Consider the following 14,399-nt stretch of genomic DNA (forward strand, 5'->3'; position numbering starts at 1 on the left):
CTCAGAACGTGTAGGTCGCTTCCAGGGCGAAGCGGCGGCCGAACAGCTGGTAGCCGCCATCGTCCTGGTTGGCGAGCCGGTTGCGCTTGTTGTCGCTGTAGGCGCGCAGCGGTTCGTTGGTCAGGTTGCCGACCTGGAACTTGAAGCCCAGGTGCTCGCTGTAGCGCCAGGCCAGGCTCAGGTCCACCGTGCCTTCGCTTTCCAGTCGCGCCAGTCGCGCCGCGTTCCAGCCGTACACCACGGTGTAGGGGCTGTGGTACTTGTAGCCGATCCGCGCTTCGAACTTGCTGTTGTTGTACCAGAGGTCCAGCGTGCCGGTGTTGCGCGCCAGGCCGCTGAGCGGCAGCGGATTGTCCGCCGGCGAGAACTCGTGCAGGTTGGATTCCACGTACGAGTAGTTCGAGTAGATGCCGAAGTTCTCCATGTGCGGGATGAAGAAGAACGGGGTCTGGAAGGTCAGCTCGGCACCGTTGATGTAGCCGCCGCCGCCATTGAACGGGCCGCTGATCAGGTAGTCGCGGCCGTCGATGGTCTCGTGCTGGGTCTTGTAGCCGATGCTCGAATCCACCCACTTGCGGTACAGCGCCAGCGCCGCCAGCGCTTCCTTGTGGAAGTACCACTCGTAGGACAGGTCGAGCTGGGTGGCGCGGAACGGATTGAGTTGCGGGTTGCCGCCGCTGCCGGTGAGCTGGCCGACGGTGGTGTTGGGGTCGTCGAGCGCGCGCCCGGTGCGCAGTTCGTCCAGCGGCGGCCGCGCCATCACCTTGGCTACCGACACACGCAGGATGCGCTCGGGATCGATCAGGAAGTTGACCGTGGCGCTGGGCAGCACGTCGGTGTAGGTCTTGCCGGCGCTGCTCGGCTGCACCACGCCGCCGACGGTGTCGTAGCCATGGCTGTCGGTGTCGGTATGGACCACGCGCACGCCGGCGTTGCCGGTGACGTCGACGCCGAACCACTGCGAACTGAACACCGCCTTGGCGAAGGCCTCGCGCACGTTCTCCTCGACATTCCAGTGATCCAGGCGCTGCTCGGTGGCCAGGCTCGGATCGAAACCGCCGAAGCCGAGCTTGGCGATCGCGTCCAGGTCGCCGCCGGTCAGGGTCGGCACGTTGAGGTCCGGCATCGTCACCGGATAGATCAGGTCCTGGTAGGCCGAGATCGGCTGGCTGTAGCCGGACTGGAAGCTGGTGAAGTGGCGGTTCTGCTTCTCGCGGCGTGAGGCGCGCGCGCCGAATTCCAGCGCGGTGACCGGCGAGTTCTCGATCGCGCGGCTGGCGCTCAGCGCCAGCGCGGCGATGCGGTCGCGCAGCGCCTGCGGCTCGGTCTGGCCGCTGATGCCCCATTCCGGCGCGTCGGAACTGGTGCTGATGGTGGGGGTGACGCCATGACGGAAGTCGAACGACACCGTGTCCGGGTTGCTGCCGAAACGCACCGCGCGCCAGTCGTTGTCGCGCTTGGCCTGCGAGAACGACAGGTCGCTGCCCAGCGTCCACACGTCGCCGCTCCACTTGGCGTTGAGGCCGCCGGCCGCCAGCGTCTTGACCTCGTTGTAGTTGGCGATGACGTGGTCCACCTGGAGGTTGGAATTGGCCAGGGTGCCGGCGACGACGTCGCCGTCGACGATGGTGTAGGACGAGCCCGGGGTGGTGTACGGATTGCTGGCCGAGTAGATGCTGTAGCCGAGGTTGTTGAACCAGTTCTGGCGCTGGTCCTCGTCGATGCGGATGCGCGAGTACAGGCCGTCGAGCTTGAGTTCCAGGTTGCCCGAGCGCCACTGCACGGTGCCCATGGCGCCGGTGCGGGTCTGCTCGGTCAGCTTGAGCTGGTCGGCCGCGCCCCAGGGGGTGTAGTCGACCTTGCCGTCGCCATCCACATCGCGTGCGTTGCTGTCGTCGGTGTAGCCCCAGCTGCCGATCGAGACGCCGGCGTTCTTCTGCTTCTGGTAGGTGGCGCCGAGCGCGACCGCCAGGTTGTCGTTGATGCGGTGGATCCAGCTCGCGCCCAGGCGCTGGCCCCACGGCGAGTAGTCGCGCGCGTCCTTGGCCTCGTCGTAGTAGACCGGACCGGCGGTGGCGACGAAGGTCGGGCCGGTGTGATCGAGCGGGTTGATCGTGGAGATGTCCACGGTGGCGGCGATGCCGCCGGCGATCAGGTCCGCCGACGGGGTCTTGTAGACCTTGACGGTGGAGACGATCTCGGTGGGGAAGACTTCCCAGCGCACCGCGCGGTTGGGTTCGGAGGAGGCGATCTCGCGGCCGTTGACCGTACCCATGGTCATGCGCGGGCCCAGGCCGCGCACGGTGGCCAGGCTTTCGTTGCCGCGGTCGCGGGTGCCGTTGACGCCGGGCAGGCGCACCAGCGCCTCGGCCACGGTGACGTTGGGCATCTGCCCCATGTTGTCGGCGGAGATGACTTCCACCACGTGGTCGTCGAGCTGCTTGGCCTGCACGGCCTGTTCCAGGCTGGCGCGCTGGCCGACCACCATCACGTTGTCCAGGGTGACCGGCTGCTGGCCGGTCTTGGCGTCGGTCGTGGCATCGGGCTTGGCAGGTGGCGTGGCCGCGGGATCGGCGCTGGTGCTCTGCGCGTGCGCGGCGAAGCTGCCGGACAGGGCCAGGACGATGGCCGCGCCCAGTAGGGTGCGGGCGGCAGGGCGGTGCGCGCGCCGGCCGAGCGGGCGACGGGACTGTTCCAAAGGCATTTTTGTTCCCTCCCAGGACAAAAAGTGACCGAGCAAGTTGGCGTGGGCCGGAGGCGTCCGGCCCGGGAGGCATCGGCAGGGCGCCGTGCATGTCTGCGGGCTGTCCCGATCGCTGTCCTCGATGGCGTGTCCGTCGACACGGCGGGGCGTGCGCGGCATGTCCGGCGGCGGCGCCGTGGACATCCCCTTTCCGCTGCCCTGGCGCGCGAGAGACCGGAAGCGAGGATAGAAGCGACAGGCATTCCATTCCAATGAAGCATTTGCCGAGGGCTATCTCGTTTTGGAATGGATGTCGCGCGCCGCGTCGCGCTCCTCGCCCCGCCACGCTCAGGCCACGGTGGGCTGCGCCTGCAAGTCGAGCAGGGCGGCGGCGGCCGCGCCCAGGCCGCGTTCGCGGTGGCGCAGGACATGGAAGGTGCGTTCGGCCAGCGTCACCTCGATGCCCTGCAGGCGGCCGCTCTCCAGCCACGGCGCCGCGGCCAGTTGCGAGATCGCCGCCAGGCTGCGCCCGGCCTGGACCGCCGACAGCACCGCTTCGTTGGAGGGCAGGGACAGGGCCACGCGCAGGCGTTCCGGGGCGATGCCGGCATCGCGCAGCGCCGCCTCGAACGCCGAGCGCGTGCCCGAGCCAGGCTCGCGCATGATCCAGGTGCTGTCGGCGACCAGCCGCGCCAGCCCGGGGCGGCGGCGCCCGGCCAGCGGGTGGTCCGGTGCGGCCACCACGCGCAGCCGGTCGTGGTCCAGCGCCGAACTCAGCAGTTCGGGAGCCTGCACGCGGCCTTCGACGAAGCCCAGCTCGGCGCGTCCCTCGCGCACCGCGCGCGCCACGCTGTCGGTGTTGCCCACGCTCAGGCGGATCTCGATCTGCGGATAGCGCGCATGGAAGGCCATCAGCCGGGTCGGCAGCCAATAGCTGGCCACGGTCTGGCTGGCGTGCAGGTCGAGGGTGCCGCGCAGCACGCCGCGCCACTCGCTCAGCGCCAGTTCGGCCGCACGGCTGCGCGCCAGGATCGCCTTGGCGTCCTCGCAGAACGCCGCACCGGCCGCGGTCAGCGCCAGGCCGCGGCCGACCCGGTCGAACAGCGCCACCCCGTACTGCTGCTCCAATGCCTTGATTGCGGCACTGGCGGCCGACGGCGTGCGATGCGCGGCCTGCGCTCCCAGGGTCAGGTGCTGGCGCTCGGCCACCGCCACGAACAGGGCGAGTTGTTCCAGGGTCATGGGCAACCGTTCGGAGTGAGCGAATGAAGTGTGCGAAATTATGCGATGGATCGGAACGGTCTGCGGGCGCAGCCTGTCGCTACTTCGATCCGGATCGCGCCCATGCACGTACCACTGCACCGACCTTCGGCCTTGCTGCCCGGGCTGGCCCTGGCCATCGGCGTGGCGGCCTTGGCCTGGCTGGCCGAGCGCGTGCAACTGCAGTGGCTGGGCCGGCGCTGGATCGATGCGCTGGTGTTCGCGATCGTGCTCGGCACCTTGCTGCGCACGGCGTGGCGCCTGCCGCCGTCCACGCATGCCGGCATCGCCTTCGCCGCCAAGCTGCCGCTGGAACTGGCCATCGCGCTGCTCGGCGCCTCGGTCGGGATCGGCGCCATCGGCGCGGCCGGCGGCCTGTTGCTGGGTGCCATTGCCGCGGTGGTACTGCTGGCGATCGCCATCGGCTACGGCATCGGCCGCGCGCTGGGCCTGCCGTCGCGGCTGGCCACGCTGGTCGCGTGCGGCAATGCGATCTGCGGCAATTCGGCGATCGTGGCGGCGGCGCCGGTGATCGATGCCGACTCCGAGGATGTCGCTGCAGCGATCGCCTTCACCGCGGCGCTGGGCGTGCTGGTGGTGTTGCTGCTGCCGTTGGCGGTGCCCGTGCTGGGCCTGGACCAGCGCCATTACGGCATCCTCGCCGGCCTGACCGTGTACGCGGTGCCGCAGGTGCTGGCGGCGACCGTGCCGGTGGGCGCGCTGAGCGCGCAGGTGGGTGCGTTGGTCAAGCTGATGCGGGTGCTGATGCTGGGGCCGGTGATGCTGCTGCTGGGGCTGGTGCGTGGTGGATCATCGACGCAGCGGCGCCCGGCGCACGCGCTGGTGCCGTGGTTCGTGTTCGGCTTCGTCGGCATGATGGGCCTGCGCGCGCTGGGCGTGCTGCCGGCGCCAGTGATCGAAGCGGCGCAGTCGCTGTCGCTGCTGTTCACCCTGGTGGCGATGGCCGCGTTGGGACTGTCGGTGAATCTGCGCACGGTGCTTGCGTCCGGCGGCCGCGTCTTGGCGGCCGGCACGCTCTCGCTGCTGGCGCTGGCCAGCCTCAGCGTATTGCTGCTGCGCTGGTTGCCGTAGGCGCGGGCACCGCAGTCCACGTGCATCTGCAGCATTTCGCATCGCCTGCACCCACGTTCAACCAAGCGCTCACGAAAGGCCGCGGAGCATGGCGATACCTGCCATGCAAAGGAGATTGTCATGCGTCATTCCCGTTCCGCTTTCTCTCTGGCGCTGATGTCGGTTCTCGGCGTCGGTCTAGCGCATGCGCAGACCGATACGTCCGGCCAGGCCGGCAGTGCCGATCCCGGCGCGATGCAGCAGCAAACGCCGTCGACGTCCGCCGCGCAGACCTCGACCGGCATGCAGGGCGCGCAAGGCGCGCGCGCGTCCGCGCTCAACGAAAAGCAGGCGCTTGGCGTGCTGTCGGCGATCAACACCAGCGAGATCAACGCCGGCAACCTGGCCTTGCAGAAGCAGGTCAAGGGCCCGGTGCGCGACTACGCCATGCAGATGGTCAAGGAGCACTCGGACAACAACGCCAAGATCGCGCCGTGGGGTCCTGATGCGAAGGCCGCGCCGGCGCAGCAGCAGATGCAGAAGGCCAAGGCGGAGGCCGGCAAGCTGCAGGCCCTGGACGGTGATCGCTTCGAACAGGCCTATGTCATGGCGATGGTCAAGGATCACCAGGCCGCCCTGCAGATGCTCGACAGCACCCTGATCCCCGCAGCGAAGACCCCGGATGTGGCCGCGCATCTGCGCACCACACGCACCCACGTGGCCGAGCACTTGGCCAAGGCGCAGCAGCTGCAGAGCGCCGGCGCGTCGCCGGCCGGTTCCACCCGCTGAGCCGCGCTGCGGGTCGCGGCCGAGGCGCCGTGACCCGCTCCGCGAACGAACATTCCGGTCCTGCCAGGAGCTTCCCATGAGCGAATCTTCGGCGACCGACGCGCCCGTCACTCTGGACGGTACGCGCCTGGTGCGCACTCTCAGCATTCTCGGCGAACCCCACCAGATCCTCGATGCCTGGTGCGACATGGGCGTCCAGCAGCAGGTGCTGGCAGGCCTGGCCGACCTGCAATCCGGCGACGGCTACGCCTCGCAATGGCGCCTGCGCCTGCCGCTGGAGCGCCATCTCGACGTGGATTACCGGCGCGGCGAAGTCCACCTCGGCGAATCGGTCAGCTATGCCGGCAGCGGCGAGCATGGACTGCAGCTGCAGACCACGCTGAGCGTGCGTGCCGCGCCGGATGGCTTCGGCTGCGAAACCACCTTGGCGCTGGAGTATCGCGTCGAGGGCGATCTCCTCGCGCAGGCCGTGGCCAAGCTGGTCGGTGCGGCCCCGGATGCGCTGATCGGCAAGGTACTGCACCGGTTCAAGGCCTGGATCGAGTGCGGCGAAGTGCCGACGTTGCGCGACAACCCGTCCGCGCGCGGCCGCGATCACCACGAACACTAGGAGTCCGCCATGCGCGCACTGTGCTGGAACGGCGTCAACGATCTGCGGGTGGAAACGGTTCCCGATCCGCGCATCGTCAATCCACGCGATGTCATCCTCAAGGTGGGCCTCAGCACAACCTGCGGTTCGGACCTGCATTTCATCGACGGCTATCTGCCGACGATGCGCGAAGGCGACATCATCGGCCACGAATTCATGGGCGAAGTGGTCGAGATCGGACCGAACGTGCGTAACCTGCGCGTCGGCCAACGCGTGGTCGTGCCCTCGTTCATTTCCTGCGGCGAATGCTGGCACTGCGGGCGCCAGGAATTCTCGCTGTGCGACAACACCAACCCCCACTGGGAGATGCAGGAGCCGCTGCTCGGCTATCCGACCGCCGGCATCTATGGCTACACACACGCCTTCGGCGGTTACGCCGGCTCGCACGCGGACTTCATCCGCGTGCCGCATGCCGACGTCGGTTGCTTCGCCATCCCGGAAGAGGTGGACGACGAGGATGCGTTGTTCCTGTCCGACGCCGGTCCCACCGGCTTCATGGGCGCCGACTTCTGCGACATCCAGCCCGGCGCCACCGTGGCGGTGTGGGGCTGCGGCGGCGTGGGACTGATGGCGCAGCAGAGCGCGCGGCTGCTGGGTGCCGAGCGGGTCATCGCCATCGACCGCCTGCCCGAGCGCCTGGCGCTGGCGCGCGACGTGTTGGGCAACGAAGTGATCGACTACAGCGCGGTCGACAGCGTGGTCGAGATGCTGCGCGAAATGACCGGTGGACGCGGCCCCGATGCCTGCATAGATGCGGTCGGCATGGAAGCGCACGGCACCGGCCTCGGTCATGCCTACGACCGGGTCAAGCAGGCGCTGCATCTGCACACCGATCGCGGCCAGGCGTTGCGCGAGGCGATCCTGGCCTGTCGCAAGGGCGGTACGTTGTCGATCCTCGGTGTCTACGGCCTGATGGACAAGTTCCCGCTGGGCGCGGTGATGAACAAGGGCCTGACCGTGCGCACCGCGCAGCAGCATGGCCAGCGCTACGTGCCGCGCCTGCTCGAACTGGCCCGCAGCGGTGCGTTCAAGACCCGCTTCCTGGCCACGCACCGCATGCCGCTGGACGACGCGGCGCGCGGCTACGAGATGTTCAAGCACAAGCAGGACGGCTGCGTGCGCGCGGTGTTCGTTCCGGGGCAGGCGGCCGTACCTGCGGTGTAATAGTCTCCGCGCAGGCGGCGGCCTAAGGTAGCGGCCATCTTCCTCCGCATCGCCGCCGGGTCGCCCCATGGGCCACGATCACAGCCACGCCCCTACCGAAATCCGCCACGAGCGTCCCCTGTGGTGGGCGCTCGGCCTCACCGCGCTGTTCCTGGTGGTGGAGGTCGCCGGCGCCTTCCTCACCAACAGCCTGGCGCTGCTGTCCGACGCCGCGCACATGGCGACCGACACGCTGGCGCTGATGATCGCGCTGATCGCAGTGCGGCTGAGCCGGCGCCCGCCCGATGCCAAGCGCAGCTACGGTTACGCGCGGCTGGAGGCGCTGGGCGCGCTGGTCAACGGCGCGCTGCTGTTCGTGGTCGCCGGCTACATCCTGTGGGAGGCGGTGCAGCGCTTCCGCCAGCCGCAGGAGATCGCCACCGTCGGCATGCTCGGCATCGCCGCGTTCGGCCTGCTGATCAACCTGATCTCGATGCGCCTGCTCAAGGCCGGCAGCGGCGAGAGCCTCAACATGAAGGGCGCCTACCTGGAAGTGTGGAGCGACATGCTCGGCTCGGTCGCGGTGATCGTCGGCGCGCTGGCGATCCGCGTCACCGGCTGGAAGCTGATCGATCCGATCCTGGCGGTGCTGATCGGCCTGTGGGTGCTGCCGCGGACCTGGGTGCTGCTGCGCGAAGCGGTCAACGTGCTGCTGGAAGGCGTGCCCAAGGGCGTGGACCTGGATGCGGTGCGCGTTTACCTGCAGGCCGCGCCGGGCGTGGCCAGCGTGCACGACCTGCACGTGTGGGCGCTGGCCTCCAGCACCCCGGCGCTGACAGCGCACGTGGTGGTGGCCGAGGGCGGCGATGCCGAGGCAGTGCGCGCCGCGCTCTGCGATGGCCTGCACGCGCAGTTCGATATCGACCACATCACCCTGCAGATGGAAGCCGGCCATTGCGGCGCCACGCCGTGCGGCGCGCCGGCGGCGGGCGAGGGTGGTGGCCACGAGCATCACGGGCATGATCATGACGATCATGCACAGGCGCATGGGCAGCGCACACATGGGCATGCGCACGGGCATCCGCAGCCGTAACTGGCGCTGCTGCGCGATGACGTTCGTGCAGGCGCAGCACGCGTTTTTCGTTGGGCGTTGGTCGCCGGCGTTTACCGGGGATGTCGGTCGCGGCTGAAGCCGCTCCTACAAGTAGTCGCCTGAGCGCCTCAGACCACCGGTTCGCGCAACGCCGGCGACTCCCAACCCGGGCGCGGCGCGAAACGCTCGCCGTAGCGCGTGTGCAGGGCGCGCAGGCGCGCCAGCAGCACGTCGGCGCCGGCGGCGCGGATGTGCTGGATCGGGCCGCCGCGGAACGGGGCGAAGCCGGTGCCGAAGATCACGCCGGCATCGAGCAGGTCGGCATCGGCGACCACGCCCTCGTGCAGGCAGGCGACCGCTTCGTTGAGCAGCGGCAGGATCAGGCGGTCTTCGAGGTCGTCCGGCGCGCGGTAGTCCTTCGGCAGTTCGGGCTTCTTGGCACGGCCGTTCTCCCACGCGTACAGGCCCTGGCCGTCCTTCTTGCCGCGCTTGCCCGGCTCCACCGTCTGCAGTGCCGCCGGAATCGGCAGGCCCAGGAACGGTGCCAGTTCGGCGCCCACGCCCGCGGCCACGTCCAGGCCCACGGTGTCGATCAGTTCGATCGGCCCCATCGGCATGCCGAACTTGACCGCGGCCTTGTCGATCGCCGGGCCGGGAATGCCCTCGGCATAGGCGGTGGCTGCTTCCAGCATGTACGGGAACAGCACGCGGTTGACCAGGAAGCCGGGGGTGCCGGCCACCGGCACCGGCAGCTTGTCGATCGCCTTGCAGAAGGCGGCCAGCCGCTTCTGGTTCTCCGGCGCCAGGCCGTCGTGGCAGACGATCTCCACCAGCGGCATCTGCGCCACCGGGTTGAAATAGTGCAGGCCGCCGAATTGCGCCGGGCGCTGGATGTGCTCGCGCAGTTCGGTCAGCGGGATCGAGGAGGTGTTGGTGCTGAGCAACGCATTCGGCTGCATGCGCGGTTCCAGGGACTGATACAGCTCGCGCTTGGCCTGCGGGTTCTCGATGATCGCCTCGATCACCAGGTCGGCGCTCGGCACGCCGTCGCCGGCCAGGTCGCCCTTCAGCCGTGCCGCCACCGCCGGGCGCTTGCTGTCGTCCTTGACCCGCTTGGCGAACAGTTCGCCGGCGCGGCTCAGCGCCCCTTCGATGAAGCGCTGCTCGCGGTCCTGCAGGGTCACCTCGAAGCCCTTGTAGGCCGACCAGGCGGCGATGTCGCCGCCCATCACCCCGGCGCCGACCACGTGCACGTGGCGGATGCCGTGCTCCTTGCCGCCCAGCGCCTTGAGCCGCTCGGTGAGGAAGAAGATGCGGATCAGGTTGCGCGCGGTCGGCGTGCTGGCGAGCTTGACCACGGCCTTGCGCTCGGCGTCCAGGCGCGCCTGGATGCCGCTGCCGCCGCTGCGTTCCCACACCCCGATCAGCGCGTACGGCGCCGGGTAGTGTTCCTTGCGCGCCTTGCGCGCCACCTGCTTGCGCATCTGCGGCGCCAGCAGCTTGCGCGCCGGCCAGGTGTTGGTGGCCCAGGCGGTGGCGCGCTGCTTGAAGGGACGGGCGGTGCCGGACAGCGCCAGCGCCACCGCGGTATCGGTGAGCACGGCGGGCGCGGCGACCTTGTCGACCAGGCCCATCGCGCGTGCTGCCGAGGCCGACACGGTGCGCCCGGTGAGCATCAGGTCCATCGCCGCCGGCGCGCCGATCAGCCGCGGCAGGCGCGCGCTGCCGCCCCAGCCGGGGAAGATGCCGAGCTTGGTCTCGGGCAGGCCGATGCGGGTGGCCGCATCGCTGGAGGCGACGCGGTAGCGGCAGGCCAGGGCGATCTCGGTGCCGCCGCCCATGCAGAAGCCGTGGATCGCCGCGACCGTGGGGCAGGGCAGCTCGGCCAGTTTCTGGAAGGTGGCCTGGCCGCGGCGGATGGCGTCGTTGACGGTGCCGCGGCGGTCGAATTCCTGGAATTCCTTGAGGTCGGCGCCGGCGATGAAGCCATTGTCCTTGGCCGAGCGGATCACCACGCCCTTGGGCGGATCGATGGCGATGCGCTCGAGCAGATTGCCCAGCTCCAGCAGCACGTCCTGCGACAGCGCATTGACGGGCGCGTCCTGGCGGTCGAGGCTGAGCACGACGATGCCGTCGCCGCGGATGTCCGCTTGCCAGTGACTGAATCGGAGCCCGTCGAAGCCTGAAAGCATGGGGAGGACCATCCGCTTGTGTATGGAGAAGATCGTTATCATCCAGAGGTTGTTTCCGTCGCGTCAAATCCCAATGCAGGGGAATTGAGGCGCGTCCCGCGACCGCTGGCCTTGCGCCAGCCTAACGGAACGCCGGTTAACGTCGTGGGGCGGCGATCCGCTGAGGGGCGCTGAACTTTTTTCCGAATTGGCGGTCAGAGGGTCCGACGTAGGTTGGGCTGACAGGAGTGCGGCCCGCTATGGCCGATGTCGAAACACCCCAGGAGCTGGACCTGGAACTGGTCCGGCGTGTGCAGCGCGGCGAGAGCGCGGCGTTCGATGTGCTGGTGCGCAAGTACCAGCACCGGATCGTTGGGCTGATCGGGCGCTACATCGCCGACTGGAGCGAATGTCAGGACGTGGCCCAGGACACTTTCATCCGCGCCTACCGCGCGATCGGGAGTTTCCGCGGCGACGCCCAGTTCTCCACATGGTTGCACCGGATCGCCGTGAACACCGCCAAGAACTACCTGGTCGCGCACAACCGCAGGCCGCCCACCGACGATGTCGACGTGCTCGATGCCGAGCAGTTCGACAGCGGCACCCGGCTGCGCGACACCGACACGCCCGAGCGCGAGCTGATGCGCCAGGAACTGGAGCGCACGGTGATGAAGGCGGTCGACGCCTTGCCGGAAGAGTTGCGCACCGCCATCACCCTGCGCGAGGTGGAGGGCATGAGCTACGAGGACATCGCGCAGAAGATGGGCTGCCCGATCGGCACCGTGCGTTCGCGGATCTTCCGCGCCCGCGAGGCCATCGACGCCGAACTCCGTCCCCTGCTGGATACCGACAGCGCCACCCGTGAGCGACACCGCGTATGACCGATAGCACGCCCTTTCCCAAGCCAGTGCCGGCGCCCGACAGCGCAGCGCCGGACAAGTTCGAGCTGCACTACCGGCAGCAACTGTCCGCGCTGATCGACGGCGAACTGCCGGCCGACGAAGCGCGCTTCGTGCTGCGCCGGCTGCAGCACGACGAGGAGTTGTCCGGCTGCCATGAGCGCTGGCAGCTGTGCGGCGACATTTTGCGCGGCCGTGTCAGCGTGCCGGCGCCCAGCGATTTCAGTGCCCGCGTGCGCCAGGCGGTGGCCGCCGAAGCGCAGCAGGCTGCGCGTGCCGATGCGGCCAGCGCCGCCGGCAAACGCCGCAACTGGCGCTGGGGCGGCAGTGCGGCCCTGGCTGCTTCGGTCGCGGTGCTTGCGTTGTTCGTGACCCAACGCCTGCCGCAGACGCCCGAGGCGTTGCCGCCGGCGCAGGTCGCCGATGCTACCGCGCCCACGCCGGCGCCGGCCGCCGCCACGCCGCAGGTCCCGACGCCCGCGCCGGCGCCCGCCGATCCGCAGGGCGATCTCGCCGCCGCCGTCGCCGCCGCGCCGGCAATGGCGATCGCCGCCAATCGTCGCCAGGAGGCGGCCGCGGCGGCGCGGCGCGAGACCACCCGTAGCGAACAGGCGGTACGCACCCGTAACGCCCCGGCCGAGCGCGCCTACGCCGCCGCGGCCCCCGCCAGGCCGCAGGCCAAGGCGTCCGCACAGCCCCCGTTCGTGGCGCCGGTCGCCGCGCCGACCATGGTCGCGCAACGCGCCAACGATCCGTTCGGGCACCCCGCCGCGCCGTTGCAGGCCCGGCCGTGGCCGCGCTCGACCCTGCCGGCCGCCGACGGCGGTGAATTCACCGCCAGCTTCCCGCGCAGCGGCGCGGACCCGGCGGCGTTCTATCCGTTCGAACCCCGTTTGCCTGCCGACGCGGCGACCAACCCGCCGCCGCAGCAGCCCTGAACCCCGCGCGCCGGTCTCTCGTCCCGGCGCGTGGTCCCCGTTGCTTCGTCCCCTCGTTGTTCCCCTTCCCGAACCGGAGGCTCGCGTCCGATGACTCACCGTATCCGCCACCATCTGTTGGGCCTGCTGGCGCTGACCGTGCCGCTGGCTGCCTGTGCGCAGCAGCCCAGCCCCAGTGCCGCCAGCGCCCCGCCGCCGGCCGCGCAGTCCGCGCCGGCGCCGCAGCTGGTCGGCAACCTTCCCGACTTCACCCGGCTGGTCGAGCAGGTCGGCCCGGGCGTGGTCAATGTCGAGACCACCATCAGCCGCCGCGCCGCGGCCGCGCGCTCCGGCGGCGGCATGCCCGACGACGACCAGATGCCCGAGTTCTTCCGCCGCTTCTTCGGGCCGGACGGCATGCCGGGCATGCCCGGGCAGCCGCGCGGCGGCACGCCGGACGACGACGGCCCCGCGGGCCGCTCGATGGGCTCGGGCTTCATCATCTCGCCCGATGGCTACGTGCTGACCAACCACCACGTGGTCGACGGCGCCAGCGAGGTCAAGGTCAAGCTCACCGACCGCCGCGAGTTCACCGCCAAGGTGGTCGGCAGCGACCAGCAGTACGACGTCGCGCTGCTGAAGATCGACGGCAAGAACCTGCCGACGGTGCGCATCGGCGACTCCAACCTGCTCAAGCCCGGCCAGTGGGTGGTGGCGATCGGCTCGCCGTTCGGCCTGGATCACTCGGTCACCGCCGGCATCGTCAGCGCCACCGGCCGCAGCAATCCCTACGCCGACCAGCGCTACGTGCCGTTCATCCAGACCGACGTGGCGATAAACCAGGGCAATTCCGGCGGCCCGCTACTCAACACTCGCGGCGAGGTGGTCGGCATCAACTCGCAGATCTTCTCCGCCTCCGGCGGCTACATGGGCATCAGCTTCGCGATCCCGATCGACCTGGCGATGAGCGCGGTCGAGCAGATCAAGAAGACCGGCAAGGTCACCCGCGCCCAGCTCGGGGTCATGGTCGGCGCCATCGATTCGCTGAAGGCGCAGGGCCTGGGCCTGCCGGATACCCGCGGCGCCCTGGTCAACCAGTTGGTCCAGGGTAGCCCGGCGGCCAAGGCCGGGCTGGAAGTGGGCGACGTGATCCGCACGGTCAACGGCACCGAGATCGGCGCCTCCAGCGACCTGCCGCCGATGATCGGCGCGATGCAGCCGGGCGCCAAGGTGCGCCTGGGCATCCTGCGCGACGGCAAGCCGCGCGAGCTGACCGTGCAGTTGACCGCGCTGGCCGACGACGCCCAGCCCAATGCCGGCCCGGCGGTCGGCGACAACGCCGCCCCGGCCACCGGTGCCAATGCGCTGCTCGGCATCGAAGTGGCCGACCTGGATGCCGCCACCCGCCAGCAGCTGGGGGTGGAGCCGGGCAAGGGCGTGCGCATCACCGCGGTGACCGGCCGCGCCGCGCGCGACGCGCAGCTGGTGCCGGGCATGGTCATTCTGCAGGTCGGGCGCACCCCGGTCGGCAGCGTGGCGGCCCTGAACCAGCAGCTGAGCGCCTACAAGAAGGGCGACGTGGTGATGCTGCTGATCCGCGTGCGCGACACCACCAGCTTCGTCGCGGTGCGCGCCGGCGGCTGATCCCGCGCGCCCGGCGGAGGCTGGGCGCCATCCCGGGCGCCGATCCGGACGGGTCGGCACCCCGGGGCCAGGGGCGAACC

General features: G+C 69.9%; 11 protein-coding genes. 8 read left to right on the forward strand and 3 right to left on the reverse strand.

The features are described from left to right. Window position 1: 1 nt before the first annotated feature. Complete coding sequence (locus tag RAB71_RS06505) at window positions 2-2,698, reverse strand: TonB-dependent receptor (protein WP_167397500.1); 2,697 nt, start codon at window positions 2,696-2,698, stop codon at window positions 2-4. 333 nt (window positions 2,699-3,031) lie between these two features. Next, window positions 3,032-3,925, reverse strand: a complete 894-nt coding sequence (locus tag RAB71_RS06510; protein WP_010340487.1) for a LysR substrate-binding domain-containing protein — start codon at window positions 3,923-3,925, stop codon at window positions 3,032-3,034. Between the two features lie 102 nt (window positions 3,926-4,027). Between RAB71_RS06510 and RAB71_RS06515 the strand changes: the two genes are divergently transcribed. From RAB71_RS06515 to RAB71_RS06535, 5 genes are all read left to right on the forward strand, one after another. After that, a complete protein-coding gene (locus RAB71_RS06515) occupies window positions 4,028-5,035 on the forward strand; it encodes a YeiH family protein (protein WP_040900647.1) in 1,008 nt (335 codons plus the stop codon). Between the two features lie 156 nt (window positions 5,036-5,191). Then, the gene (locus RAB71_RS06520) at window positions 5,192-5,803 is read left to right on the forward strand and encodes a DUF4142 domain-containing protein (RefSeq protein ID WP_029561755.1); all 612 of its coding nucleotides are present in this window, start codon (window positions 5,192-5,194) and stop codon (window positions 5,801-5,803) included. Window positions 5,804-5,879: 76 nt separating this feature from the next. Then, the gene (locus RAB71_RS06525; RefSeq protein ID WP_010340490.1) at window positions 5,880-6,413 is read left to right on the forward strand and encodes a hypothetical protein; all 534 of its coding nucleotides are present in this window, start codon (window positions 5,880-5,882) and stop codon (window positions 6,411-6,413) included. A 9-nt stretch (window positions 6,414-6,422) separates the two neighbouring features. After that, entirely contained in the window at window positions 6,423-7,616 is a 1,194-nt protein-coding gene (locus tag RAB71_RS06530) for a zinc-dependent alcohol dehydrogenase (RefSeq protein ID WP_010340491.1), read from the forward strand. A 67-nt stretch (window positions 7,617-7,683) separates the two neighbouring features. After that, complete coding sequence (locus RAB71_RS06535; protein WP_010340492.1) at window positions 7,684-8,688, forward strand: cation diffusion facilitator family transporter; 1,005 nt, start codon at window positions 7,684-7,686, stop codon at window positions 8,686-8,688. Between the two features lie 128 nt (window positions 8,689-8,816). Here RAB71_RS06535 and RAB71_RS06540 read toward each other — a convergent pair whose 3' ends face one another. Then, a complete protein-coding gene (locus tag RAB71_RS06540; RefSeq protein ID WP_010340493.1) occupies window positions 8,817-10,880 on the reverse strand; it encodes a 3-hydroxyacyl-CoA dehydrogenase NAD-binding domain-containing protein in 2,064 nt (687 codons plus the stop codon). Window positions 10,881-11,119: 239 nt separating this feature from the next. On the opposite strand from RAB71_RS06540, the gene rpoE reads away from it, so the two are divergent. The 3 genes from rpoE (at window position 11,120) to RAB71_RS06555 (ending at window position 14,319) form a co-directional block, all read left to right on the forward strand. Further along, window positions 11,120-11,740 carry an RNA polymerase sigma factor RpoE gene (rpoE, locus tag RAB71_RS06545; protein WP_010340494.1) on the forward strand — a complete coding sequence of 207 codons (621 nt, stop codon included), beginning with the start codon at window positions 11,120-11,122 and terminating at the stop codon, window positions 11,738-11,740. After that, window positions 11,737-12,696: a sigma-E factor negative regulatory protein gene (locus RAB71_RS06550; protein ID WP_104609615.1), complete on the forward strand. Its 960-nt coding sequence runs from the start codon at window positions 11,737-11,739 to the stop codon at window positions 12,694-12,696. Before rpoE ends, RAB71_RS06550 begins: the two co-directional genes overlap by 4 nt. A gap of 90 nt (window positions 12,697-12,786) precedes the next feature. Further along, window positions 12,787-14,319: a DegQ family serine endoprotease gene (locus RAB71_RS06555; protein ID WP_010340593.1), complete on the forward strand. Its 1,533-nt coding sequence runs from the start codon at window positions 12,787-12,789 to the stop codon at window positions 14,317-14,319. Window positions 14,320-14,399 lie beyond the last annotated feature (80 nt).

It is taken from the genome of Xanthomonas sacchari (genome assembly GCF_040529065.1).
Taxonomy (GTDB): domain Bacteria; phylum Pseudomonadota; class Gammaproteobacteria; order Xanthomonadales; family Xanthomonadaceae; genus Xanthomonas_A; species Xanthomonas_A sacchari.

Coding starts and splice junctions, on each gene's coding strand:
- RAB71_RS06535 (WP_010340492.1), top strand. CDS start 7,684: ATGGGCCACGATCACAGCCACGCCCCTACCGAAATCCGCCACGAGCGT.
- RAB71_RS06515 (WP_040900647.1), top strand. CDS start 4,028: ATGCACGTACCACTGCACCGACCTTCGGCCTTGCTGCCCGGGCTGGCC.
- RAB71_RS06530 (WP_010340491.1), top strand. CDS start 6,423: ATGCGCGCACTGTGCTGGAACGGCGTCAACGATCTGCGGGTGGAAACG.
- RAB71_RS06525 (WP_010340490.1), top strand. CDS start 5,880: ATGAGCGAATCTTCGGCGACCGACGCGCCCGTCACTCTGGACGGTACG.
- rpoE (WP_010340494.1), top strand. CDS start 11,120: ATGGCCGATGTCGAAACACCCCAGGAGCTGGACCTGGAACTGGTCCGG.
- RAB71_RS06510 (WP_010340487.1), bottom strand. CDS start 3,925: ATGACCCTGGAACAACTCGCCCTGTTCGTGGCGGTGGCCGAGCGCCAG.
- RAB71_RS06520 (WP_029561755.1), top strand. CDS start 5,192: ATGTCGGTTCTCGGCGTCGGTCTAGCGCATGCGCAGACCGATACGTCC.
- RAB71_RS06540 (WP_010340493.1), bottom strand. CDS start 10,880: ATGCTTTCAGGCTTCGACGGGCTCCGATTCAGTCACTGGCAAGCGGAC.
- RAB71_RS06555 (WP_010340593.1), top strand. CDS start 12,787: ATGACTCACCGTATCCGCCACCATCTGTTGGGCCTGCTGGCGCTGACC.
- RAB71_RS06550 (WP_104609615.1), top strand. CDS start 11,737: ATGACCGATAGCACGCCCTTTCCCAAGCCAGTGCCGGCGCCCGACAGC.